Consider the following 22,754-nt stretch of genomic DNA (forward strand, 5'->3'; position numbering starts at 1 on the left):
TGAAAACCGGCCGCCCTGTGGCGGCCGGTTTCAAAACTCTACTTTAAGCCCAATGCCTCCCTGGTGTCGGAAATCACTCCAGACAGTTCCTCCTCCTGCTCCTTTCCAACCTTCAGCCAATATTCATATATCTCGTCTATATGGAACGCTTCAAGTCCTGCTATATACTCATCCTGCCGCCGCTCAAATTCCTCATCGCTTTCAGCCAGAATACAGCGGAACAGGTTTTTGAACTCATAGCTCTGTAAATTGGCGTCAAGAGTCTGCAATTCAGCGGGCAGGCTGCCCAGGTTATACACTGTCATATCAATATTGCCGCCTGGAGAAAGGGCGTCGTACATCTCAGGCATGGTGTCATAGCCATAGTGCTCCAGCATGTCCCGGTGGACGCCGCGCATCTTTTTCTCCAGAGCCTGGGGCGAGGAACTCCACAGGTCCAGTGCCACGCCTGTTGAGGGCTCTATAGTGCCATACCCATAGCCCACGAATTTATCCAGGATATTGATACCCTCTGTTTTCTGCAGCTCCGGGTCGCTGCGGTCCAACGCCAGATATTCCTCGGTAGGTGTGGGTACTCCGTCTTCAATAGTCCAGTGCTTCCCCTCTTTTCCGTCATAGATTACCCTGGCGTTCTCATAGGATGATACCCAGTCCAGCAGCGCCACCGCCTTTTCCGGGTACTTGCACCCGGCAGAGACTCCGTAGTTGAACTGGCCCGCGATATAATAGCGGTACAGTGTAAACTTGTCGGTGTCGTCCTTCATCGGCGGCAGGCAGGTGAAGCCCTTCCCGGTCTCCCCTATGCTGTCAAAATAATCGTGCGCGCTCTGGATATCCCAGCCGGTATTTATATACAGATACCGCCCCGTGCCCAGCTTGCTGCAATACTGGTCCTGCTTTTGGGTAAAGGAGTCCGGGTCCAGAATGCCCATCTGGTTTGCCTTGTTAAACCATCTGACTGCCCGCCAGAAGGGTCCCTCCTTATCTGTCTGCGCGTTGCTCTCAATAATCTTGCCTGTTGAAATGTCGGAATACAGTATTCTGTCCCCGGGTGTTAGGCAGGTATACCCCTCGGCATAGGGCAGGTTGTATGTGATATGCCAGTCCCCCCAGCCCTGTGAATCGCCAAACCAGCTGCCCACAGCGTAGACCTTCTCCCCGTCTGCGTTTACACTTTCCAGGTCCTGCATCTGCTTTAGAACCTCAAGAAGGTCTGTGTCGTAATCGTTGATTTCCGGATAGCCAAGCTCCGCGTACAGGTCCCAGCGTATAAACTGTCCGGCGATGGGCTGCAGGCCCGCGTCATAGGTGCCCCTCTGCATACCTATGGCGTATACTTTACCGTCAGGGCTCAGGGTGGTGCGCTTGAGCTCAAGGCTCACCTGAGCCAGCGGGTCCGCCGCCATGTTTGGAGCGTAGTCCGCAAGGTAATCATCCAGCGCCAGTATCTGCCCCCCCCTGGACCATCTGTCCGATGTACCGCAGGGTGTCCGTCTCAGGTATGAAGAATATGTCCGGCAGGTCGTTGCTGGCAATCATAGCCGGAAGCTGCTGCTGGGCATCCTGCTCGCTGGTGGGTATCAGGTCCACAATGACCCCCACCTCTTCCTCGATAATCCTCGCTATCTCGTTGTCCATCGGGCCGGTGCCGTATGGATTGACCGAGCAGGACATCACCTTCAGCGTCACAGGCTCCTCTCCGTCTGCGGCCCCCTGGTCCTCGGGCCCACTCTCTTTTGCTGTGCCCTCAGTCCCGCTGCCGGAGCTTCCGCCTGCGGATGAACTGCTCTCCCCATTGGGAGCGCCCGCACAGGCTGCCGCTGTAAGCAGGATAAGCAGACATAGGGCAATAGCCGCCAGCTTCTTATACTGTCTTTGACCGTTCATTTTCCTACCTCCTAAATTTTATTCATCCGCCCGCCCAGTTCCAGGGCCGCTCAGCCCTTCACCGACCCGAGCATGATTCCTTTGACAAAAAACCGCTGCATAAACGGATACACCAGCAGTATTGGCATAACGGTAATACAGGTCATGGTAAGGCGCACCGCCATTGGCTCTATGCGCACCTTCCCTGTAATCGCCTCAGACATGGAGCTGGACTGCATCATCCGATATAACAGGTATTGCAGTGTCTGCAAATTTGCGTCCGTCACCAGGAACATATTGTCCGACCAGGCGTTCCACTGCCATACGGCCCCGAACACTGCCACACACGCCAGGACCGGCTTGCACACCGGCAGGATGATTTTAAAGAATACCGTAAGAGTGCCCGCCCCGTCCAGAGCCGCCGACTCCTCCAGGGATGGCGGCAGCGACTCTACGTAGGTCTTTATCAGCACCACATAGAATGCGGAAACAGCCCCGGGCAGCACATACAGAAGGAAATTATTCTTCAGCTCCAGCCGCACCATCAGCACGTACCAGGGTATCAGCCCGCTGGTAAAATACATTGTAGCCACTATCATGCGGTATATCCACTTTCGCATGGGCAGGTCCTTTACCGTCACCATATAGCCGATAAATCCGCAAAACAGCAGGTTTAAGACCGTGCCCACCACCGTCCTCGCCACCGACACCCAAATACCCGTTAGAATAAGGGGTGTTTGAAACACGTATGCAAAGTTTTCCAGAGTTACGCCGGGCGGGAAAAAGTATACTCCCTTTGTCACCTCCTCCGCTGCGCTAAAGCTGTTGATTACCACAAAGTACAGCGGATATATCCATACCACCGCCAGCAAAAACAGGAACACATATATGATTCCCCTGGAAACCGCGCCCGTCTTGTTCCGAATCATTCACTCTCACTTCCTCTCAGAAAATACTCTCGCCGCGTACCTTTTTTGATACGGTATTGGCTGCCGTCAGCAAAGCAATACTGATAATGGACTTGAACATCCCCATCGCTGTGGCGTAGGAATACTGGGAATTGATTATACCCATGCGATAGATGTATGTATCAAATACCTCAAGCCTGTCAATAACCATCGGGTTTTGGAACACGTAATACTGCTCAAACCCATTGCTGAGGATGTTCGCCACCGCCATAAGGAACAGCACAAAGAAGGTAGGCAGTATCCCAGGTATGGTAACATGCATAACTTTTCTCAGCTCACCTGCGCCATCCACTGCGGCAGCGTCATAAAGGGCCTGGTCAATTCCTGCGATAGCCGCCATATAGATAATAGCGTCCCAGCCCGCCTGCTTCCATATGCTTATAGCCGTCTGCATTCCCCAGGCAATATCCTCGTTTCCCAGCAGGTTCACAGTCTCGCCGCCGCCGAAAAACGCCAGCGCACGGTTTAACATTCCCCCTTCAGAGGAGAAAAAGATAAAGAATATGGCGTAAATCAGCACCCATGAGATAAAGTTTGGGATAGAGGACGCTGTTTGAATGAACTTACCGTACCGGGCGCTGCGCACCTGTGAAATCAGGATAGCCAGAAGCACAGGCGCCGCCATCGACGCGATTTTCAGCAGGCTGAGCATCAAGGTATTGCGGATAACTATGGGAAAATCGCTTATGCCTGAAAATAGGTATTCAAAATATTTCAGGCCCGCGAAGTTCATCTGGCTCAGAGCAAGGCCCGGAGCATAGTCCACAAAGGCATATACCCAGCCCAAAAGCGGAACGTAATGAAACAGGAGCACCAGGCATACAAAGGGCAGTACCAGAAGCGTCAGTTTTATCTGCCGGGCTCTCCTGCCGCTCCACCTTCCGAGTGCAGGCGGTCCCGGGGCTTTTTTCATTATTTTCGTGAGCAATGCTATCTCCTCCCTCTAAACTGTCAGTTTTACTGTATTTATTATACATAAATCTAAACAAAGCTTCAAATACAATAAATTTAGAATCATATAAAAAATATATGGAACTTGGAAAAGCGCCGCGATTTCTCGCGGCGCCCTTTTTGGCCTTACTGGTACGGCTATTAGATTTTCCCTCCTACGCCTCGTCAGAGACGTGGAACATCATCCGGTATTCTGAGGGATATTGCCCGGTGATTTTTTTGAAGGTATTGGAAAAATAGTTTGCGCTTCCAAAGCCCACTTTTTTCGCTATCTCATGGGACCTTAGGGACGTAGTGCGCAGCAGCTCCTGCGCCCCTTCTATCCTCACCCGGCACAGGTACTCAGAGAACATCTCCCCCACCTCGCTTTTGAAAAGCTGTCCCAGATACGCCGCGTTCATCCTGTACTTCTGCGCCAGGGTCTTTAGTGATATTTCCTCGCTATAGTGCGTGCGGATATAGCTTACCACGGCTGCCACAACCGGGTTTTTGTCCCGGTAAAAGCTCTGCCGCCAGCCTGCCACCATCTCTACGCACTCCTCCAGCCGCGCAAGCAGCTGCTCCATATCCACCAAGCTGAATATCTCCTTCAGGTATCCGGCAAACAGCTGCTTGCGTCCGCCTTCAAAATCCTTTGACATCCGCAGCAGAATCTCACCTGCAAGTATATGAATTGTCTCCGGCGCCGCTGAGAGTGAAATGCCGCCGAATGTGTCTCTCAAAAACGCCTTTGCCCCAGATACATCCCCTGCCTGGATGAAATTGTCCAGCTGCTTAAAGTCTGTCTCCACAGCGGAGCCGTCCATCTCATGCCTGATATGCTCCTCAAAAACCACCGAGTCCGGCGGAAGCACCAGGCGGTACTCCAGAAGCTTCTCCGCCTCCCGGAACCCCTCAGCCGCCCCCTCCCAGCCGCGCCTTGGGGCTGCAACCGCCACAAAAACCTTCAGCCGTAGCGCCCGGCTCAAAGCCTCCTGGCACCTTTTTACCTGCCTGTCAAGCTGGGCCATATTACCTGCTTCTCCGTCCCAGCAGAAAAGCAGCACCCCCTGCCCCTGCCAATTCACAAAGGCAATAAGGTTTTCCATCCCGGCCTCCTGGAGCACACTATAAATCCCGGCTGAATCCCCTCTGTGTTTAGATGGCGCTGGCTGCAGTATCGCCGCCTGATACCATTCCATATCTATCGGGAAACCGAGAAACTCGGCCCTCGCTGCTAGCTCCTCCTCAGAAATTGTACCACTGACCCAGCGGGATAATATATTATTGCGCAGAAGCTGATAGCTCTCCTGTACTGAGGCTTGCTGTCTTCGCTCATTGTCCAGCTTCTGCGTCAGGTGCCGCAGCGTCTCTTCAAGCTCGCTCTCCTCAATGGGCTTCAGCAAATAGTTTTCAATGCCGTACTGGGAGGCCTCCTTAACGTACTGGAAGTCGTCATACCCGCTTAGTATAATTGTCTTTATGTGCATCCCCAGCTCCCGGAGATTCCGCAGAAGCTCAAGCCCGCTCATGCCCTGCATACGTATGTCAGTTATGAGAATATCGGTCTCCTTTTTCCTAAGCAGCTCCAGCGCCTGCTCGCCGCTTTCGGCCTTGTCTGTAATCTCTATTCCGAATTCTTCCCATGGTATGACCTTCTCAAACCCCTTTAATATCAGCGGTTCGTCATCAACTACCATCGCCGTATACATTCCTCTGCAGCTCCTCTCCCGACAGCCTCTGGATTCGCATATCCACTCTTGTACCGATACCCTCCCTGCTCTGTATCTCAAGCCCATAGGGTTCCTTATAAATCATCCGTATCCTGTTCTGCACGTTATGCAGCCCGATTTTCTCATACGCCGCCCTGTCCGACCGGTCCAGGCTCTCCCTTAGCTGTGCAAGCTCCTCTTTCGCCATGCCGTTTCCGTTGTCGGTAATCGAGACTATTATCGCCTCCCCTTCGCACCGGCCCTCTATCAGGATATGATTCTCCTTTCGGGACCAGTCAAACCCGTGCACAACCGAGTTCTCGATTATCGGCTGTATCAGGTGCCTCAGCACCGCGCAGTCCAGAATGTCCGGGTCTATCCGGTACTCCACCTTCATTCTCCCCTGATAGCGGATATTCAATAGGGACAGATAGGTTTTGCAGTAGTCAAGCTCCTCCCTGAGCGTAACCACCGAACTGCCCTTAAAGCCCTGGCGGAACAGCTTCGCCAGAATTTTAATCATCTCCGCAGTTTCCTTGTCCTGAAGGTCCACCGCGCTCATGCGGATAGTCTCAAGTGTATTGTACAGGAAGTGGGGATTTATTTGGGCCTGCAGGGCGTATATCTCCGCGGTCTTCTGCCTTAGCTCCGCATTAGTACGGTCCAAATGTGCCTGATACTCCCGCTGGATGTACTTCTGCAGCTGCTCGCTCATTAAGTTCAGGTTTACGGCAATCTGCTTTATCTCATCGTCCGCCCCCAGTACCTCTGCCCTTGCTGTCAGGTCTCCTTTTGAGATTTCAGCCAGGGTATTATTGATGGAAAGAATGCGCCCAAACAGCCGCCTGGTGCTTATATATCTCAAAAGCAGAATGAGGCATACGCACAGGCAGCATGCGGCACCCACCAACAGATTTAGGCTGTTGGCATAACGGCTGAGTTCCCTGTCTGAGATAAAGCTTACCACATGAAAGCCGAACTCCGAGTTTGAGACAATATTTACAATCTGGTTACCGGCCCTTTGTGTCCCGGTGCGAAACCGGTCTATCTTGTCCAGCTCCCCGCTGTAGGAACCGTCATACCTGTCGGTGGAATCAAAGATAATCTGTTCGTCCCTGCTTAAAATCAAAATGTCCCCCAGCAGATACGGACTAAACTGATTATATGCGCTTTTTATCATCCCCGGGTTGTACACCGCAGCCAAAATCCCGCTGTATCTGGAGGTATCTTCTGCCTTGCGTATATAGTCATAGATAACGTACATCTCCGGTGAGCTCCCGCCGCTTTCCAGCTCGCCTGCAGACAGGAACCTAACCCGGCGCTCATTGATATTTTCCGTCTTGTTTTCCGAAATTTCAGCCGCGATACGCCCATAATAGTCCGTCCCATACCCCCGGCGGGACACATTCAATATCTGCTCCGATGGACTTATCAGCAGTATATCGCTGATGTCAGTGTCAATAGGCAGGGCATTCTCCGTCAGGTAGGCGTCCAGTTCCCGGCGTATATCCAGCTCCTCAGAAAAGGCCAGTCCGTCGTCCGGACTGCGGCCGAAGAGCTCCTCTACGGCGCTGACCGCCGGTTCTCCCTCCGGCCCGCCTTTTACTGTACCCAGATACAGGCCGCTGAGTATCTTTTTGAAGTTCCTGTTCTGCTGGTTAAATCTGGCGTTGATGGTCTCAAGGACCTGCATATTGTGGTATATGGCCTGGTCCGTCAGCGAGTCCTTGACCGCCTTTGCTATAAGCGCCGCCATAACGCTAATCATTATTACAATAATGACCGAATATATAGTCATCAACCGCAAAAAGAACCTGTTTCCTATTTTCTCCCTGTACAAGGCAAATAGTCCCTTCATAGCCCCTCCTGACCGCCGGACGGCTCTGTGCGCCGGGCCAATGCTTACCCGAACACCACCTTCTCCAGCAAGCTCTCCCCTCCAGCTCCAACCAACCGTACCACTGTCTCCCCGGCGGCCTTCAGCTCCACCGGCCCGCTCCCGGCCCCAACCGTGCCAAGACTTCGCCCGTCCTGCAGAACCTCCACCTTCCCCAAGGCCCCTTCAGCAAACACTACCTCTACGGTGCTTCCCTGTACGGCGTTATAGAGAGTGTACTCCGCGTATTCTCCGGCTCTAAGGCTAAGTGTAAATGCGTCCCAGCAGCAGTCAAAGCCGAAGCGCTTTTCTGGCATTGTCTTTGGCTCTACTATCCTCATTCCCGAGCCCCTGCGGTACCCGCTGAGAGCGTCGGTCTTTTCAGTGCCAAGGCAGCCGCCCTCGTCAAAGTCCGTGGCCCTCACAGAGCAGCCCGGCTCCCTACGGACGCTGGCGCTGACTTCCGGGCGCTCGTCGCAATGCTCTATCTTCATATTCTCCAGGTATTCATTAAACATATCCACAGCTTCCCTATAAGCCGGGCGCTCCCCGCCGCTTGTATAGGCGGTAAATTTGTCCCAGCCCCCGGGCTTTCTCACCGAATAGGGGGAGTTCGTGCAGTCCATCTTCTTCCAGGGCCAAACATTGTACCCAACCCCCAGCTTTGCCCCCAGTGGATAGAGCGCGGCAAACCACTCCGGCGTGTTCTCCCCGCTCTCTCCGAGCCAGAGGGGTTTGTTCCAGCGCTCGGCAAGCTTCAGGAACTCCCTGTATGCGCCAATATCCGGCATCACGGCATATCGGTGGAAGTGTATCACCATATTGCTGTCATAATCCTCACAGAATACCGCCGGGTCAGTGGACCAGCTGCTGCCCTCGATGGAGAGCATATGCCGCCTGTCATGCCTGCGTATCTCTTTGATAGCCGCAATGTAAAACTCACGGAGCTTTGGCAGGAGATACTGGCAAGGCTTTCTGCCGTCGTCCGGGCGCAGGGGCTCGTTCAGGATGTCGTAGCCGCCCACTATCCAGCGGTCCTTATACTTCTCTGAGAGCTCTCCCCACAGGGCGATTGCCTTGTCCCAGCTGTCCCTATCGGTAAAGAGCCGTGGGAAGTCGTCCACGCAGTCGTCGATATTGGCACCGGTCTGGCCCCCGGGAGCGCCGTGCAAATCCAGAAAGGCGTATATCCTGGCCTCCTCGCACCAGTCCAGCAGGCGGTCAATGAGCCTAAACCCATCCTCCTTAAAGTGCACCCCCGGCTCGTCCTCCATGAGCACCCGCCAGCCGATGGGCACCCGCACGGAGTTATATCCAAGCTCCGCCATACGCAGAATATCCTCCCTGCGCACATAATTCTCCCGGAATTTAGGCCAGAACCCGGCAGCATACTCACTCCCCGCCAGCTCCCGCACAATCTCCTCAAGCCTTCTGGGGCGGTCGCCTCTTGGCCCTGCCTTCCACATGTACCCCTCCGGCAGCAGCCAGTTCCCCAGCCCCCAGCCGGACAGGATTATGGGCTCATCCTTCTCGTTGACTATTTCCCGGCCCCGCGCGCGCAAATAACCGCTGACCCGCTCTCTGGAAAGTTTTTCTCTGGTAGTCATGATTACTCCTCCTTTATAATTGCTTATGGTATAACTATAGCTCTTATTACTTGTTGTAGCAACTGGTAATTATTCACAAATATTTCGGTGTGTTTTTGAGCAGTTCATCAGGGCCCACAATATTGACAACCCTCTTTTTACCTGCTATAGTAAGTATAACTATAAACTTAAAAAGGAGATTCCCATGCAACTATCAAAAGACTGGATAAAGGACCTTATAATCTACCAGATATATCCCCGCAGCTTCTGTGATTCTAACGGCGACGGAATAGGCGACCTGCCGGGCATTCTCTCAAGGCTGGACCACCTGTCGGACCTTGGGGTGAACGCCCTGTGGCTCTCGCCGGTGTACCGCTCCCCAAACGACGATAACGGCTACGATATCTCCGGCTATCAGGAGATAATGGAGGAGTTCGGCTCCATGGAGGACTGGGACAGGCTGCGGGACGCCTGCCATGAGCGTGGTATCCGCATTATTATGGATATGGTCGTAAACCATTCCTCGGACGAACACCCATGGTTTACAGAGTCCCGCTCCTCAAGGGATAACCCAAAAAGCGAATACTATATCTGGCGTGACCCTGTGGACGGGCACGAGCCCAATAACTGGGCCTCCTGCTTCGGGGGCAGCGCCTGGGAGTTCGTGCCGGAGCGCGGCCAGTACTATTTCCACTATTTTTCTAAAAAGCAGCCTGACCTGAACTGGGCCTGCCCGGAACTCCGGGAGGAGATATACTCCATGATGAACTGGTGGGTGGCTAAGGGAGTTGAGGGCTTTAGGGTGGACGCTATCAGCTATCTGGACAAGCCCCAGGATTTCCCCGACTCAAAGCTTCCCCCGCGCCCGGACGGCTACTCCTTCCCTGACTGCCTGACCTGCCGCCCCGGCACCCATGGCCATATCCGGGAGATGAACAGGCGGGTATATTCCCCCGGGAACGTGATGACCGTGGGCGAGGTATCGGCCCCCACAGTGGAGGAGCTGGCAAACTATGTGCGCACAGAGCGGGAGGAGTTCGACATGGCTATCCCCTTTGTGCCGCCTATTGAGGAGATAAATACCTGGTCTCCGGAGAAGCTGAAGCATGATGCCTGGGAGAGCTATCGAATTATGCCGGAGGACGGCTGGTGGGCAAGGTTCCTCTCTAACCACGACAAGCCGCGGCAGGTGTCCCTCTACGGCGACGACGGTGAATACTGGGAGGCCTCCGCAAAGCTTCTGGCTATGTTTATCCACACCCTACCCGGCACTCCCTTCATATATCAGGGTGAGGAGATAGGCATGACAAATGTGAGCTTCCCCTCCATTGAGGACTACGACGACCCCAGCACCCGGGACCAGTACCATCAGTACATACTCTCCGGCATGGACCCCTCCAAAGCCCTATCCCTTGTCAGGCTTGAGAGCCGGGACAATGCTCGCACGCCAATGCAGTGGGATTCCTCCGAAAATGCCGGGTTTACCACTGGAAAGCCCTGGCTGAAGGTAAACCCCAACGCCTCAAAAATAAATGTGGAGGCCCAAAGACAGGACCCCCACTCAATATATAGCTTCTATAAAAATCTTATTGCCCTCCGCAAAACCTGCCCGGCTTTGTCCAGGGGCAACCTCTGCTTCCTTGACACCGGCTGCCCTGAGCTCATCGGCCTCACCCGCAGCTATGAGGGCAAGGGCCTTTTGGTCTTCCTGAACTTCTCTAAAGAGGGGCATACGATACCCTCTAGGCTGCTGGAGAATGCCGGAGCTGTCCTCATGTCCTCCTATGACAAGAAGGGCAGCTACCAGGGAGAGAACCTGCGGCCCTATGAGGCGGTCATTTTTAAGATGAAAGATTAGAGCTTCTGCTTTTTGGAGGTGCTGTCTGAGAGGGGGTAAACCGGCGTGACCGCCCCTTTCGGGCAGACCTCCTTGCATTTTCCGCAGCGTATGCACTCCACGCTGTTTATATCCTTCGTCACCTCCACCCCCATGGGGCAGCTCTCCTCGCACTTTTTGCAGCCTATACATTTGCTCTTATCCAGCTTCATCTGATAGAAGCCGAAGCGGTTAAAAAGGGAGTAGAACGCCCCCAGCGGGCAGAGGTACCGGCAGAATGCCCTTGGGATAAACACACACGCCGCAATAATCACCACCAGTACCAGGGCCTTCCAGCTAAACAGCGCTCCTACTAAAGCCCGCAGCGAAGGGTTTGTCAGCAGCAGCGGCACGCCTCCGCCCAGGGTGCCCGCCGGACAGATGTACTTGCAGAAGTACGGCGGGTTCACCCCGGTATCATTCACAGCGAAGGCCGGGAGCAGAATCACCGTCACCAGCAGGACTATGTATTTGAGCCATCGCAGCGGGCGGTCGATTTTCCTTGTCACCTTAAGCTTTGGCACTGGTACCTTATGGAGTAAATCCTGCAAAAGCCCAAAGGGGCACAGCAGCCCGCACGCGAGCCTGCCCAGCACCACCCCGAACAGCATTAAGAGGCCCAGCACATAAAACGGGAACCTATGTCCCGCGCTGCCCAGCGCCGCCTGTAATGAGCCGATTGGACAGGCACCAAGGGCCCCGGGGCAGGAGTAGCAGTTCAGCACCGGCACACATACGGCCTTGGTGCCGCCGGTGAATATCCTCCCCTTGGCAAAGCCTATGGCGTAGCCGTTGACCAGCACAGCCGAAACCAGCTGCACCCTGCGCTGGAAGCTGAGCCTATGCTTTTTCAGCCTATCCCTATACATTCCAGGCATATCATCACCGCCTTCTGTAACACATCTACATGCTCCCGCCGCAAGATGCCCACCGCTATAAAGAGTACCCCCAGGGCCAGCAGGCCATACCGCGCTGCCAGGACCCTTTTACTTTTCAAGGCTAATCTCCGCCTTTCCCAGCTTCTTCAGGGCGCTGTTAATAGCGGACAGGTACGCGCCCTCCAGGTCCTGCTGCATTCCAAGTATCCCTTCCCCTATCTGTTCGCCGTCCGGGCCGATAAAGATAGTTATAGGTATAGCCTGCGCCACCTTCAGCATTTCCTTAAAGCTGTCGTCGCCGTCTACCAGGGTGATTCCCTCGTAGCCTGCGTAGTTAAGAATCTCCTTTGCCGTCTCCTCGTTGCCCTCTGCGTCCACACAGACGGTGATAAGCTGTACATTGTCCGGCAGGGCCTTCTCGAAGGCCGCCAAGTCGGGCATTTCCGCAATACAGGGGGAGCAGAAGGTGCCCCAGAAGTTTATAACAGTCAAGTCCTTTTTCCCCATATCCTTGCCGCTGAAGCTGCCGCCGTCCAGGGTGCTGGCGGTAAATGAGCCAAACTCTCCGCTCCCGGAACAGCCGGTAAGCGCCACAATAAGCAGGACGCTTAAAATGGCTAAAAATATGCGCTTGTTTTTCATGCTAAGTACCTCTTTTCTAAGTTATCGGGGGCGTCCCCTGTCTATTATTATACACATTATCGTGAAAATAGCAAGCTGTATGTAAGCGAGAGGCCCCGGCTGCCCGGGGCTTCTCTTTTAGTTAAGGCCTTTTGGGGAGCTGGGCAGGTCGCCCAGGTTATTGCTCTCGTCACCGTCGGGCAGTGAGCGCAGGTACTCGCTGCCGTTGCGGCTGGCTATGGCTACCCCACGGATTCCCCCCTGCTTGGCGAGGGCCACTCCCTCCCGCTTTGAGAGCACCCTACCGTCGGATAGCTGATACCCGGCTATCTTGCCGTTTTTGCGCACCAGCTGGGTGATGGACTTGGCGTCCTTATTCGGCACAGGGTTCATGATGTTGATATTTGCCGGCAGGTTTCCAATTCTGCCGTCTGCTTTGAGTGGCATACTAATCCTTCCTTTCAGTTCTGTATGGATACACTCATATTTTGATGCTTTGTGCGGGCAAATATGCGAAATTAGACAAGTGAAAAAACCTTTTAAAATAATTCTTTATTGAAATTAAATATTGCAAAAGCATGTGGTATAGTATATAATATTGAATATCTTTGCATTTTTTGTAAGGTGGGGTCTCTATGGTCTCAAAAACATACAGCATGGGCGCCTTCGGCCTGGAGGCCTTTCCAGTGGAGGTGGAGACCGACCTTTCCCAGGGGCTCCCGGCCTTTGAGGTGGTGGGCCTGCCGGACGCCGCGGTGAAGGAGTCCAGGGACCGGGTGCGGGCCGCAATGAAAAACTGCGGCTTCGACTTCCCGATTGGGCGCATTATAATGAACCTGGCCCCCGCCGACAAGCGCAAGGAGGGCCCAATATATGACCTTCCCCTGCTGCTGTCCCTATTAAAAGCCTCGGGACAGCTGGCCTGCGACACTGACGGCGCGGTATTTTTAGGCGAGCTCTCCCTTTCCGGGGAGGTGCGGCGCATATATGGGGTACTGGCTATGGCTGTGAAGGCAAAGGAGGCCGGGTTTACCGAGCTCTTCGTGCCCGCCGCCAACGCCCGGGAGGGCTCGGTTATACAGGGCCTGCGGGTATACCCGGTGGAGAATGTGCGGCAGCTGGTGGACCATCTCACAGGCCGGAAGCCCATCTCCCCCACGGAGCCCGCCGCCCAGGAGCGCTCCACAGACGCCATGTTGGACTTTGCCGATGTGCGCGGACAGTACGAAGTAAAGCGCGCCCTGGAGATAGCTGCCAGCGGAGGCCACAGCGTCATTATGGTGGGCACCCCCGGCTCCGGCAAAAGCATGATGGCTAAGCGCATACCTTCTATCCTCCCGGAGATGACCTTTAGCGAGGCTCTTGAGTCCACCATGGTGCACTCCATAGCGGGCAAACTCCCCGAGGGCAGCGCGCTACTGGGCTCCAGGCCCTTCAGGGCCCCGCACCACACTATCTCGGCGGCAGGGCTCTCCGGCGGGGGCAGCTCTCCAAAGCCCGGTGAGATTTCCCTTGCCCATAACGGCGTGTTATTCCTGGACGAGCTGCCGGAGTTTACCCGACCCGCCATGGAGATACTCCGCCAACCCATGGAGGATGGGGAAGTCACCATCTCAAGGGTGGGCGGCAATGCCACCTTCCCCTGCAGGTTCATGCTGGTAGCCGCCATGAATCCCTGTCCCTGCGGCTACCACGGCCACCCCACCAGGCCCTGCACCTGCTCGCCAAGGGCTGTGGAACGGTATCAGTCCAGGATATCCGGTCCCCTTTTAGAGCGCATTGACCTGCATATACAGGTGCTGCCTGTGGAATTTCAGCAGCTCTCGGGGAAAAACACCGGGGAGTCCTCGGCTCAGATACGCCAGCGGGTAAACAGGGCCCGGCAGCTCCAGGTGGAGCGCTACGCGGACCTTGGGTACGCCTGTAACGCTGACATCCCCTCCTCCCAGCTGGAGGAAATCTGCATGGCTACCCATGATGCCTACAGCCTGCTGGAGTCGGCCTTCCAGCGCTTCGGCTTCTCAGCCAGGAGCTATACCCGGGTGCTTCGGGTCGCCAGGACCATTGCCGATTTGGAGGGCAGCGAGACCGTCCAGGACGACCACGTGGCGGAGGCCATACAGTATCGCACCCTGGATAGAAAGCCGTAGGTTTCCAATGACTTATGAAAAAGTAATCCCCGGCATATTCAAATCCCGGCCCAACCGGTTTATCGCCCATGTGGAGACGGCTGAGGGCCTGGAGGTCTGCCATGTGAAGAATACCGGCCGCTGCCGTGAGCTGCTGGTTGAAGGAGCCAGGGTGTATCTCTCTGAGAGCGGCAATCCGGCGCGAAAGACACGGTTCGACCTGGTCGCCGTCGAAAAGGGTCACCTGCTCATAAATATGGACAGCCAAGCCCCCAATAAAGTGGCTGCCGAGTACATGCCCGACCTCCTTCCCGGTCTCACTCTTCTGCGCCCGGAGACGAAGTTCGGCAGCTCACGGTTTGACTTTTACGCCGAGGCCGCCGGGGAAAAGTGGTTTGTAGAGGTAAAGGGCGTTACCCTGGAGCGCGGCGGGCTGACATTGTTCCCGGACGCCCCTACTTTAAGGGGTGCTAAGCACCTTCGGGAGCTCTGCGGCTGTATAAAGGAGGGGTACCGGGCCTGCGCGCTGTTTGTGGTGCAGATGTCCGGCGTGCGGGGCTTCACCCCTAACTTTGAGACGGACCCGGAGTTTGCAAAGGCCCTTATTGAGGCGGGAAACTCCGGCGTCAGACTGGAGGCTGTGGACTGCTTTGTAACCCCTGAAAGCCTCAGTATTCGGCATAAACTGCCAATATTACTGCATTTTGAAAAAAATCTTCAACAAAATTGAAATATATTTTCAAAAACCGTTTTTAATTCTCTAAACGTAATTGACTTTTCAAAGCATTGCATTTATACTACATATAAGCTACACAGAACATTGAGTTCGTATCATTTATTATTAATCTGGGAGGTTCCCACCATGAACACCGAACATCCGCGATATTTCAGGCTCACCAAGTCCGAAAACGAGATTATGGAGCTGATGTGGAAAGAGGGGCATCCGCTCTCGCGCTCGGAAATCATTGAGTTGACCCCCGAACGCACCTGGAAGCCGTCATCAATCCATATTCTTCTGAACTCCATGCTGGAGAAAAATGCCATCGAGGTGGCAGGCTTTGTCCAGAGCACCAAGAACTACGCGCGCACCTTCACCCCCTGCGTGTCCTCAGACACCTATGCCATAATGCAGATAAAGAACAGCCCTGCGTTCTCCCAGAACTCCGTGCCCTCCCTTGTGACGGCGCTGGTGGAGGACGTGACGGAGCTTGATATCCTTGGGCAGCTTGAGGACATAATCAAGGCCAGGCGGAAGGAATTGTAAGTCATGCAAGTACAATACGTGATATGAAAAAGCGGGTGGGGTTTTCCCTCCCGCTTTTCCGCTTTCGCAGAGCTCAGCGCCTGAGCATGAGCTCGTCTATGAGCCTGCGCATATCGGCCTCGCTGTGGATTTCCTTCTGGCGCTCCTCCAGGGCTGACCTAACCTCCTCGGGCAGGTCGTGATAGCCCGGATAATCCACAGGCAGGAGCCCTGCCATCATGCCGCTTCCGGGATAGCCTATAAACGAGCTGTTCCCCAACTGATACGGAAACATAAAATCACCCCCAGGCCTAGTATGCGCAGGCCGGAGGTGATTTTAACGCGGCAAATTCTGTATTGAAAAAGGCTTATTTTATTTTCCTGGCTATAATCCGCTCATAGGCGTGCTCATGGTGGATATCCCCTGGATGGGTGTCCTTAAAAGTCCCCTCCAGGTGGTGCACTATCTCCCAGCCCTCGTACTTTGCCGGGAGCTCGCCCACATCAAAAAGGCTGTGGGTAAATGGGGCGTTGTCAGGCGTGGCAGGCAGCCGGTTTGTGAAGACTCCCACGGCGTTATAGCCGCCGGGCTTCGTGTGCTCCTGCATTCTCCTTATAAAGCCGTCACGGACTTCCTTCTCTGGTAGGTGAAGCACGCCATGAGACAGTATCACGTCATAATCCTTTTCAAACTCAAAAGAGCCCAAATCCTGGCAGAAGAAATTGACTTGCACCCCAAGGCCCCGTGCAATCTCACGCGCCTTGGCTATACCGTTTTCCGATATATCAAAGGCGTCCACAGTATGCCCAAGCTTTGCCAGGAATACTGAGTTCCTGCCTTCACCGCAGCCCACGTCCAGAACCAGTGAATTCGGCGGGAAGATAGAGTAATACTCGTTCACGTCTACAGTGGGGCCTTTGGAAAAAGTAGCAACACCACTATCGCTGTAGGTCTTCTCCCAAAACGGTTTCTCCTGCATTCTTAGCCTCCTTAATTTTCAAAGAACTTAGAGTGTATAGCCTCCACCGCCCTGTCGCTGTCGGCCTTGTGCACCAGCACGGAAATCTTTATCTCGCTTGTGGAAATCATCTGTATGTTCACGTTGCGGCTGAAAAGCGCCTCGAACATCTCCGCCGCCACGCCGGGGTGGGTCTCCATGCCTGCGCCAACTATGGAGACCTTGGACACGTTGTCGTCGGCAACCAGGCTTGTTGCGCCCAGCTTCTCGGTATACTCCTTTAGGAGCTCTATGGTGTCCTCCATCCTATCCTTTTCAACGGTAAAGCTGATGTCCTTAGTACCGTTGCGGCCTATGGACTGGAGTATTATGTCCACGTTTGTACCCTTTGATGATAGCTTCGAGAAAATCTTATAGGCAAGGCCCGGCTTATCCGGCACGCCGATAATAGATATGCGGGCAATATTGTCGTCCTTCGCCACGCCGCTTAATAGCATTTGTTCCACGCTGTTATCCTCCTTCACGATAGTCCCCTTGGCCCCTGTCAGGCTTGAGAGGACCTCCAGCTCGATATTATATTTTTTCGCCATCTCAACTGAACGGTTATGGAGCACCTGGGCCCCAAGGGTCGCCAGCTCAAGCATCTCATCATAGGTGATGGAATTGAGCTTCTTTGCCCCGGGTATCTTCCTGGGGTCGGCAGTGTACACGCCGTCCACGTCGGTGTATATCTGGCAGAGGTCCGCGTGCATGGCGGCAGCCATAGCCACGGCACTGGTGTCCGAGCCGCCCCGCCCCAGGGTCGTCATGTCGCCGTAACGGTTCACCCCCTGGAAGCCTGTTATCACCACAATGCGGCGCTTGTCGAGCTCCTTCTTCACCCTTGAGGTGTCTATCTTTTTAATGCGTGCATTGCCATAATCCGAGGTGGTGTCAAAGCCGGCCTGCCAGCCCAGCAGGGACACTACCGGATAGCCCATACGCTCGATAGCCATGGCTAAAAGCGAAGCCGAAATCTGCTCGCCCGAGGAGAGCAGCATATCCATTTCCCGCTTGGAAGGCCGCTGGTTTACCTCAGCCGCCTTGGCGATAAGGTCGTCGGTGGTATCCCCCTGGGCCGAGACCACCACCAGCACATCGTTGCCGCCCTTATAAGCGGTGGTGACGATATTCGCCACATTGTCAATGCGCTTGGCGTCCCGTACAGAGGACCCGCCGAATTTCTGTACAATTAAAGCCATATACAACCCCTCATTGCTTTGGTTATTGTTTTAGCGTATTATAGCGCTAAAAGAAATATCTGTCAATACAGGCCGGATAATTCCGGCAATTTATACATTCGTATGCAAAAACCCTGGAAATCTTGCGTTCAGGTTTTACTCCGGGCTCACTCTATAACCACCTTGGCCCCCTCCTGGTCGGCCTGCAAAATCTCCACCCGCCAGCCGGTTATGCCCTTATCCTCCAGATGTGATATGCAGTTCCTGCCAAAATCAGCGGCATTCTCCGTCTCCACCATAGCGATTATGGTTGGTCCCGCGCCGCTGACATAGGTACCTAGACTCCCCAGCTCGTAGCTCATGCGGAACACATTGTCGTAATTCTCAATAAGCCCCGAGCGGTATGGCTGGTGTATCCTGTCCTGGACCGCCACTCTCAGGTTATGGAGCTCCCCTGAGAATAGTGATGCCGTCATGAGCCCAGAGCGGGACAGATTGTACACCGCGTCCTCACGGCTGTACTCCTTCGGGAGCGCGGCCCTTGCCTTCTCAGTTTTCAGCTCGAAGGGCGGTATCATCACCGCAAAGCGTATCTTTTCGCTCACGGGGACGCTGACGCTATAGACCCTCTCCCCCTCCATAGCCGAGGCCACCAGTCCTCCTGAGAGGGCGGGGCTGGTATTGTCCGGATGGCCCTCTATCTTTGCCGCAAGGTTTATAAGGTCGGTATGTGACAGTGGGTTGCCCATGAAACGGTTGGCCGCCAGAATCCCGGCAACTATACACGCCGAGCTGCTCCCAAGGCCCCTTGCCATAGGTATGTTGTTCTCCTGGATGATTTTCAGGCCCGGCAGCTTCTTGCCGCAGATATTGTAAAGATGGCTTGCCGCCCAGAAGATAAGGTTGCTCTCGTCCCTGGGCACGTCCAGGCCGTCGGTACAGCTTATGTCAAGGCCGTCATATTCCTCCACCCAGACCCGGTTTTTCATGGTGAGGGCAATACCCAGCGAGTCAAATCCGGAGCCAAGGTTGGCGCTGGTAGCCGGCACATCTATGCGTATCATCTAAATGCCCCCTTAAAAATCCGATATCCTGATGCGGTCCAGGACCCTGACTCCCCCGGCCTCAAGCTTGTCAATGCAGCCCTTAAGCTGTGCCTCGGTTATGTTCTCCACGGAAAGCCCCGCCTCACCGGGGGCCTCCTCCCTGCGCACTATCCTCGCCGCCCCGGGAAGGACCCAGGCGGCCATGGCAAAGGCTTCGTCGGAGGAGCCCTCCCCCTGGACGCGCAGGAAGAAGTCTCCGGTTATGCTCTCAAAGGGCTCGATATAGTCCGGCTTCGCGTCCTCCCAGAACAGGTATTTTCTCGCCTTCATATGCTTCACGCAGTCGATAACATCCGCAACCACCGCGCTTGCAGTGGGCAGCTTCCCCGCGCCCTTGCCGTAGAACACCACATCCCCGGTGGCGTCGCCTCTTACCAGAATGCCGTTGAACACATCGTCCACATTGGCGAGCTGGCTGTCCCGGCTGATGAACATCGGGGCCACCATTATGGCTATGCGCCCATTCTCCAGCATACTCACCTGGCCTATAAGCTTTATCACCCCGCCCCAGGCAGAGGCGTAGGCCACGTCTTCTAAAGTTATCCTGGTAATGCCCTCGGTGTGCACATCCTCCGGGTACACATGGGTGCCGAAGGCGAGGCTTGCCAGTATACATATCTTCCGGCAGGCGTCCGCACCCTCCACGTCCGCAGAGGGGTCCCGCTCGGCATAGCCCAGCTCCTGGGCCAGCTTCAGAGCCTCTTCAAAGCCCATATGCTCCCTTATCATCTTTGTGAGGATAAAGTTCGTGGTGCCGTTCAGAATACCTGCTATCTCGCTGACCTCGTTGGCGGCAAGGCACTGGCTGATGGGCCTTATAATAGGTATGCCGCCGCCCACACTTGCCTCAAAGAGGAAGTTCAGGTTATTCCTCTGGGCCAGGGCCAAAAGCTCCGCACCCTTAGCTGCCACCAGTTCCTTGTTTGACGTCACCACGGATTTTCCGTTCTCAAGACACTGGCGCACAAAGGTATACGCGGGCTCAAGGCCGCCCATGCACTCAACTACTATAGTGACCTCCGGGTCATTTAAAACCGTATTGAAATCTTTTGTAAATCTGCCGGCATAGGGCAGCTCCGGGAACTCCCTCAGGTCCAAAATATGCCTGACCCTTATCTCCTCCTTGGCCCGGCGCGTAATGCTGTCCGTATGGGTCAGAAGCACCTCCAGCACGCCGGAGCCGACAACTCCGTGGCCCAATACTGCAATATCTGCCATTTCATCACTTCCCTAAATATATTCTATAATAGAGCTGTTCCTGCCTTATCCCGGCACATCCGGCGTGTGGTCCTCCGGAGGCTGGTCTGTAGGCTCCTCAGTGGGCTCCTGGGTCGGCGTCTCTGTAGGCTCCTGGGTCGGCTCCTGGGTGGGCTCTGTTGTGGGCTCGTCACTGGGCGTGGGGTTAAAGCTCGGCGGAGGCTCCGGGGTGTCCGCCGGCCCTGTAGATGGGTCCGCACTGGGGTCTGCGCTGGGACTGGCACTCGGCGACACAGAGGGCACTACCGATGGCGCCGCCGACGGCGAGGCCGAAGGGGACGGAGACGGGCCGGTGATATGGTCCGAGCCGCCGTTGCAGGTGCCCGGTGCGTTGCCGGGCTCATACCAGCCTGTTGCCGTGTTGAAGCAGCTGGGCCCAGCCAGCTTGCCGCTGCTGCGGCAGAAGGCGGTGGAATACACGTTATCGCTTAGAATCCAGCTTTTATCTCCCCAGTCGTAGTTCTCATAGAGGTAGTTCATCACCGTCTTCCAGATACGCATGGACATATTTCCGTCCCCCAGCTCCCTGGAGTAGGTGTAGCCGTTCCAGACACCCGCCACACAGAAGGGGGTGCCCCCGACAAAGTACAAGTCGTAGTCGTCGTCGGTAGTGCCGGTCTTGCCAAACACCTTCATGGGCATGTCCGCAAGGTAGCCGCCGGTGGAGTTGGCGTAGTAAATGGGCTTTTCCAGGAGCTTGTTCATTATAGTCGCGCTCTCCTCACGCATTACCCGCTCTCCGTTCTCCATACCCTCCCTATTGTCCAGTATCACGTTGCCGCTGTGGTCCTGTACATAGTAATATGTGACCGGCCTATGGTACACGCCGCCGTTTGCAAATATCTGGTAGCCCGAGGTCATATCGGCTACGGTAACGCCCCAATACTGGGTGCCAAGGGCCATGGCTGAACGGCTGTGGGCGTCCACGTCTGCCGTCAATGTAGAGAAGTGCAGCTTCTCCGTCAGCCACTCGTAGCAGGCCTCAGCAGTGAGCGTAGTGCAGAGCTGGGCGGCGGGGGCGTTCATGGACATCTCAATGGCCTGGTCCACGCACATATAGTCGGTGTACCTGCCGTTCCAGTTGGCAGGCCCGGGCTCGCCGCCTATTCCGTTCCAGTCGGCTAGTGGCTGGTTTTTCAGCAGCGTGCCGTAGGTTATAGTGCCGTTCTCTATACCCAGCGGGTAGGGGCTCACAGTCTTCATGGATGAGCCGCAGGGACGCATGGCCTGGGTAGCGTTGCTGTAGAGCAGCGCGCCCGTGCGCTCATACCTGCTGCCGATAGTCACCAGCACCCGCCCGGTATATGGGTCCATGGCGTAAAAGCCCGTATCAATATCGTCGTCGGCCGGGAGCATATCTAAATTTGTGAGGAACAGGCGCTCTATATCGTTCTGCATTTTATAGTCCATGGCGCAGTAGATGGATAGGCCGCCGTTATACATGACCGTCTCGGCGTACTCCTCGGAGTAGCCGTACTTGTCCATCAGGTCCTCCTTTACCTGGTTGAAGCAGTCGTCAATGTACCAGTTCCACTTGTCCAGGTCCAGCTCGGCGTCGTCCTCCTCCTCGTCAATATCCGCGCCGATAAAGTCCATGCCTGCAAGCTCCTGTATGGCCTGGTTATACTCCGCCCTGGTGATAGGCTGCAGGTGCTCGGTGTCCATCTCCCCGGACTCTGAGAGCTCCAGCATACGGTCCAGCACCAGCTCGGCCTTTTCCTTGCTCTCCTCAGGGAAGATAAGGGGGTTATACTGATAGGGGTTCTGGGTAATGCCCGCTATAAGGGCACACTCAGCCAGGGAGCACTCTGTAATGCTCTTTTCAAAGTAGCACTGGGCGGCGGACTCAACCCCTTGGCAGATACCGCCGTAGTTTACTATATTAAGATAGGCCTCCAGTATCTGGGCCTTTGTGTACTTGTCCTTCTCCATGTTCAAGGCCGTGAATATCTCCGTAACCTTGCGCATAATGCTCACCTGGTTTTCACCGGTGATATTCTTTATCAGCTGCTGTGTCAGGGTGGAGCCGCCGCGCCCGGGTTGCCCGGTCATCAGGTGCAGGACAGCTCCCGCCGTGCCCTTCCAGTCCACGCCCTGGTGCTGGTAGAAGCGGTGGTCCTCTATGCACACCTGGGCCGTCTGCATCTGCAGTGGGATATCCTCAAGGGGCATCCAGACCCTGTTCTCGTTGCGGTACAGCGGCAGGTATTCAGTGGGGTTGCCCGCCTCGTCCATCAGGTATATCTCGCTGGAATAGTTCAGGTTGCCCGCGTTTATATCCGGTGGCTCGGCGTTGCGGAAGCTTAAAATATAGGAGGCCACAGACCAGAACACCAGCAGCCCCGTAATGGCGGCTATCCAGAACACAGTCTTGAATACCTTCCAGACCATGCCGCCCATAGTAGCCACAGTTGCCCCTGCTGATTTTGTGAACTCACCCTCTGTATGCTGGCTGGGCACGCGCATAGAGGTGGTGGTGTACTTGTTGATGTCTTCCTTTCTCATAGGCAGTCCCTCCGTGATAATT

Annotated in this window: 21 protein-coding genes; 4 read left to right on the plus strand and 17 right to left on the minus strand. The window is 55.0% G+C overall.

Annotated features, from left to right (window positions below; genetic code table 11):
- Positions 1–38 precede the first annotated feature (38 nt).
- The 7 genes from D5270_RS09560 to D5270_RS09590 form a co-directional block, all read right to left on the minus strand.
- Entirely contained in the window at positions 39–1,406 is a 1,368-nt protein-coding gene (locus D5270_RS09560) for a hypothetical protein (RefSeq protein WP_243150311.1), read from the minus strand.
- A gap of 25 nt (positions 1,407–1,431) precedes the next feature.
- Positions 1,432–1,887: a hypothetical protein gene (locus tag D5270_RS09565; RefSeq protein WP_166543895.1), complete on the minus strand. Its 456-nt coding sequence runs from the start codon at positions 1,885–1,887 to the stop codon at positions 1,432–1,434.
- Between the two features lie 50 nt (positions 1,888–1,937).
- Entirely contained in the window at positions 1,938–2,795 is an 858-nt protein-coding gene (locus D5270_RS09570) for a carbohydrate ABC transporter permease (protein WP_166543896.1), read from the minus strand.
- 16 nt (positions 2,796–2,811) lie between these two features.
- Complete coding sequence (locus tag D5270_RS09575; protein ID WP_166543897.1) at positions 2,812–3,747, minus strand: ABC transporter permease; 936 nt, start codon at positions 3,745–3,747, stop codon at positions 2,812–2,814.
- 193 nt (positions 3,748–3,940) lie between these two features.
- Entirely contained in the window at positions 3,941–5,476 is a 1,536-nt protein-coding gene (locus D5270_RS09580) for a response regulator transcription factor (protein WP_166543898.1), read from the minus strand.
- Positions 5,454–7,274: a sensor histidine kinase gene (locus D5270_RS09585; RefSeq protein WP_166543899.1), complete on the minus strand. Its 1,821-nt coding sequence runs from the start codon at positions 7,272–7,274 to the stop codon at positions 5,454–5,456. Before D5270_RS09585 ends, D5270_RS09580 begins: the two co-directional genes overlap by 23 nt.
- A gap of 104 nt (positions 7,275–7,378) precedes the next feature.
- Complete coding sequence (locus D5270_RS09590; protein ID WP_166543900.1) at positions 7,379–8,959, minus strand: glycoside hydrolase family 5 protein; 1,581 nt, start codon at positions 8,957–8,959, stop codon at positions 7,379–7,381.
- A gap of 184 nt (positions 8,960–9,143) precedes the next feature.
- Here D5270_RS09590 and D5270_RS09595 point away from each other — a divergent pair, with 184 nt between their 5' ends.
- Positions 9,144–10,796, plus strand: a complete 1,653-nt coding sequence (locus tag D5270_RS09595) for an alpha-glucosidase (RefSeq protein ID WP_166543901.1) — start codon at positions 9,144–9,146, stop codon at positions 10,794–10,796.
- Here D5270_RS09595 and D5270_RS09600 read toward each other — a convergent pair.
- The 4 genes from D5270_RS09600 to D5270_RS09615 all read right to left on the minus strand — a co-directional run bounded on the left by D5270_RS09600 (position 10,793) and on the right by D5270_RS09615 (position 12,760).
- A complete protein-coding gene (locus D5270_RS09600) occupies positions 10,793–11,692 on the minus strand; it encodes a 4Fe-4S binding protein (RefSeq protein WP_166543902.1) in 900 nt (299 codons plus the stop codon). The two genes, D5270_RS09595 and D5270_RS09600, sit on opposite strands and share 4 nt — an antisense overlap.
- Positions 11,665–11,811, minus strand: a complete 147-nt coding sequence (locus tag D5270_RS09605) for a CD1871A family CXXC motif-containing protein (RefSeq protein WP_166543903.1) — start codon at positions 11,809–11,811, stop codon at positions 11,665–11,667. The genes D5270_RS09600 and D5270_RS09605 overlap by 28 nt, the downstream gene beginning before the upstream one ends.
- Positions 11,801–12,334 (minus strand): TlpA family protein disulfide reductase, encoded by a 534-nt coding sequence (locus tag D5270_RS09610; protein ID WP_166543904.1) that lies wholly within the window; start codon positions 12,332–12,334, stop codon positions 11,801–11,803. Before D5270_RS09610 ends, D5270_RS09605 begins: the two co-directional genes overlap by 11 nt.
- 117 nt (positions 12,335–12,451) lie before the next feature.
- Positions 12,452–12,760: a DUF3892 domain-containing protein gene (locus D5270_RS09615; protein WP_166543905.1), complete on the minus strand. Its 309-nt coding sequence runs from the start codon at positions 12,758–12,760 to the stop codon at positions 12,452–12,454.
- Between the two features lie 188 nt (positions 12,761–12,948).
- Between D5270_RS09615 and D5270_RS09620 the strand changes: the two genes are divergently transcribed.
- The 3 genes from D5270_RS09620 to D5270_RS09630 all read left to right on the plus strand — a co-directional run bounded on the left by D5270_RS09620 (position 12,949) and on the right by D5270_RS09630 (position 15,706).
- Positions 12,949–14,463: a YifB family Mg chelatase-like AAA ATPase gene (locus D5270_RS09620; RefSeq protein WP_166543906.1), complete on the plus strand. Its 1,515-nt coding sequence runs from the start codon at positions 12,949–12,951 to the stop codon at positions 14,461–14,463.
- A gap of 7 nt (positions 14,464–14,470) precedes the next feature.
- A complete protein-coding gene (gene sfsA, locus D5270_RS09625) occupies positions 14,471–15,172 on the plus strand; it encodes a DNA/RNA nuclease SfsA (protein WP_166543907.1) in 702 nt (233 codons plus the stop codon).
- A gap of 132 nt (positions 15,173–15,304) precedes the next feature.
- Positions 15,305–15,706, plus strand: coding sequence for a BlaI/MecI/CopY family transcriptional regulator (locus tag D5270_RS09630; RefSeq protein WP_166543908.1), 402 nt, complete (start codon positions 15,305–15,307; stop codon positions 15,704–15,706).
- A 73-nt stretch (positions 15,707–15,779) separates the two neighbouring features.
- On the opposite strand, the gene D5270_RS09635 is transcribed toward D5270_RS09630, so the two are convergent.
- From D5270_RS09635 to D5270_RS09660, 6 genes are all read right to left on the minus strand, one after another.
- Positions 15,780–15,980 (minus strand): hypothetical protein, encoded by a 201-nt coding sequence (locus tag D5270_RS09635; protein ID WP_166543909.1) that lies wholly within the window; start codon positions 15,978–15,980, stop codon positions 15,780–15,782.
- A gap of 73 nt (positions 15,981–16,053) precedes the next feature.
- Complete coding sequence (locus D5270_RS09640) at positions 16,054–16,665, minus strand: class I SAM-dependent methyltransferase (RefSeq protein WP_166543910.1); 612 nt, start codon at positions 16,663–16,665, stop codon at positions 16,054–16,056.
- A gap of 11 nt (positions 16,666–16,676) precedes the next feature.
- Positions 16,677–17,885: an aspartate kinase gene (locus D5270_RS09645; protein ID WP_166543911.1), complete on the minus strand. Its 1,209-nt coding sequence runs from the start codon at positions 17,883–17,885 to the stop codon at positions 16,677–16,679.
- A gap of 146 nt (positions 17,886–18,031) precedes the next feature.
- Positions 18,032–18,928: a homoserine kinase gene (gene thrB, locus D5270_RS09650; protein WP_161473954.1), complete on the minus strand. Its 897-nt coding sequence runs from the start codon at positions 18,926–18,928 to the stop codon at positions 18,032–18,034.
- A 12-nt stretch (positions 18,929–18,940) separates the two neighbouring features.
- Positions 18,941–20,188 carry a homoserine dehydrogenase gene (locus D5270_RS09655; protein WP_166543912.1) on the minus strand — a complete coding sequence of 416 codons (1,248 nt, stop codon included), beginning with the start codon at positions 20,186–20,188 and terminating at the stop codon, positions 18,941–18,943.
- 45 nt (positions 20,189–20,233) lie between these two features.
- Positions 20,234–22,732, minus strand: coding sequence for a transglycosylase domain-containing protein (locus D5270_RS09660; protein ID WP_166543913.1), 2,499 nt, complete (start codon positions 22,730–22,732; stop codon positions 20,234–20,236).
- Between the last annotated feature and the right edge of the window lie 22 nt (positions 22,733–22,754).

Origin of the sequence: Acutalibacter sp. 1XD8-36, assembly GCF_009917525.1 — a bacterium.
GTDB lineage: Bacteria > Bacillota > Clostridia > Oscillospirales > Acutalibacteraceae > Acutalibacter.

Excerpts from the sequence above, each read along its gene's own strand:
- D5270_RS09560 (WP_243150311.1), bottom strand. The coding sequence starts at position 1,406 with ATGGCGGCGGACCCGCTGGCTCAGGTGAGCCTTGAGCTCAAGCGCACC.
- D5270_RS09565 (WP_166543895.1), bottom strand. The coding sequence starts at position 1,887 with ATGAACGGTCAAAGACAGTATAAGAAGCTGGCGGCTATTGCCCTATGT.
- D5270_RS09570 (WP_166543896.1), bottom strand. The coding sequence starts at position 2,795 with ATGATTCGGAACAAGACGGGCGCGGTTTCCAGGGGAATCATATATGTG.
- D5270_RS09575 (WP_166543897.1), bottom strand. The coding sequence starts at position 3,747 with ATGAAAAAAGCCCCGGGACCGCCTGCACTCGGAAGGTGGAGCGGCAGG.
- D5270_RS09580 (WP_166543898.1), bottom strand. The coding sequence starts at position 5,476 with ATGTATACGGCGATGGTAGTTGATGACGAACCGCTGATATTAAAGGGG.
- D5270_RS09585 (WP_166543899.1), bottom strand. The coding sequence starts at position 7,274 with ATGACTATATATTCGGTCATTATTGTAATAATGATTAGCGTTATGGCG.
- D5270_RS09590 (WP_166543900.1), bottom strand. The coding sequence starts at position 8,959 with ATGACTACCAGAGAAAAACTTTCCAGAGAGCGGGTCAGCGGTTATTTG.
- D5270_RS09595 (WP_166543901.1), top strand. The coding sequence starts at position 9,144 with ATGCAACTATCAAAAGACTGGATAAAGGACCTTATAATCTACCAGATA.
- D5270_RS09600 (WP_166543902.1), bottom strand. The coding sequence starts at position 11,692 with ATGCCTGGAATGTATAGGGATAGGCTGAAAAAGCATAGGCTCAGCTTC.
- D5270_RS09610 (WP_166543904.1), bottom strand. The coding sequence starts at position 12,334 with ATGAAAAACAAGCGCATATTTTTAGCCATTTTAAGCGTCCTGCTTATT.
- D5270_RS09615 (WP_166543905.1), bottom strand. The coding sequence starts at position 12,760 with ATGCCACTCAAAGCAGACGGCAGAATTGGAAACCTGCCGGCAAATATC.
- D5270_RS09620 (WP_166543906.1), top strand. The coding sequence starts at position 12,949 with ATGGTCTCAAAAACATACAGCATGGGCGCCTTCGGCCTGGAGGCCTTT.
- sfsA (WP_166543907.1), top strand. The coding sequence starts at position 14,471 with ATGACTTATGAAAAAGTAATCCCCGGCATATTCAAATCCCGGCCCAAC.
- D5270_RS09630 (WP_166543908.1), top strand. The coding sequence starts at position 15,305 with ATGAACACCGAACATCCGCGATATTTCAGGCTCACCAAGTCCGAAAAC.
- D5270_RS09635 (WP_166543909.1), bottom strand. The coding sequence starts at position 15,980 with ATGTTTCCGTATCAGTTGGGGAACAGCTCGTTTATAGGCTATCCCGGA.
- D5270_RS09640 (WP_166543910.1), bottom strand. The coding sequence starts at position 16,665 with ATGCAGGAGAAACCGTTTTGGGAGAAGACCTACAGCGATAGTGGTGTT.
- D5270_RS09645 (WP_166543911.1), bottom strand. The coding sequence starts at position 17,885 with ATGGCTTTAATTGTACAGAAATTCGGCGGGTCCTCTGTACGGGACGCC.
- thrB (WP_161473954.1), bottom strand. The coding sequence starts at position 18,928 with ATGATACGCATAGATGTGCCGGCTACCAGCGCCAACCTTGGCTCCGGA.
- D5270_RS09655 (WP_166543912.1), bottom strand. The coding sequence starts at position 20,188 with ATGGCAGATATTGCAGTATTGGGCCACGGAGTTGTCGGCTCCGGCGTG.
- D5270_RS09660 (WP_166543913.1), bottom strand. The coding sequence starts at position 22,732 with ATGAGAAAGGAAGACATCAACAAGTACACCACCACCTCTATGCGCGTG.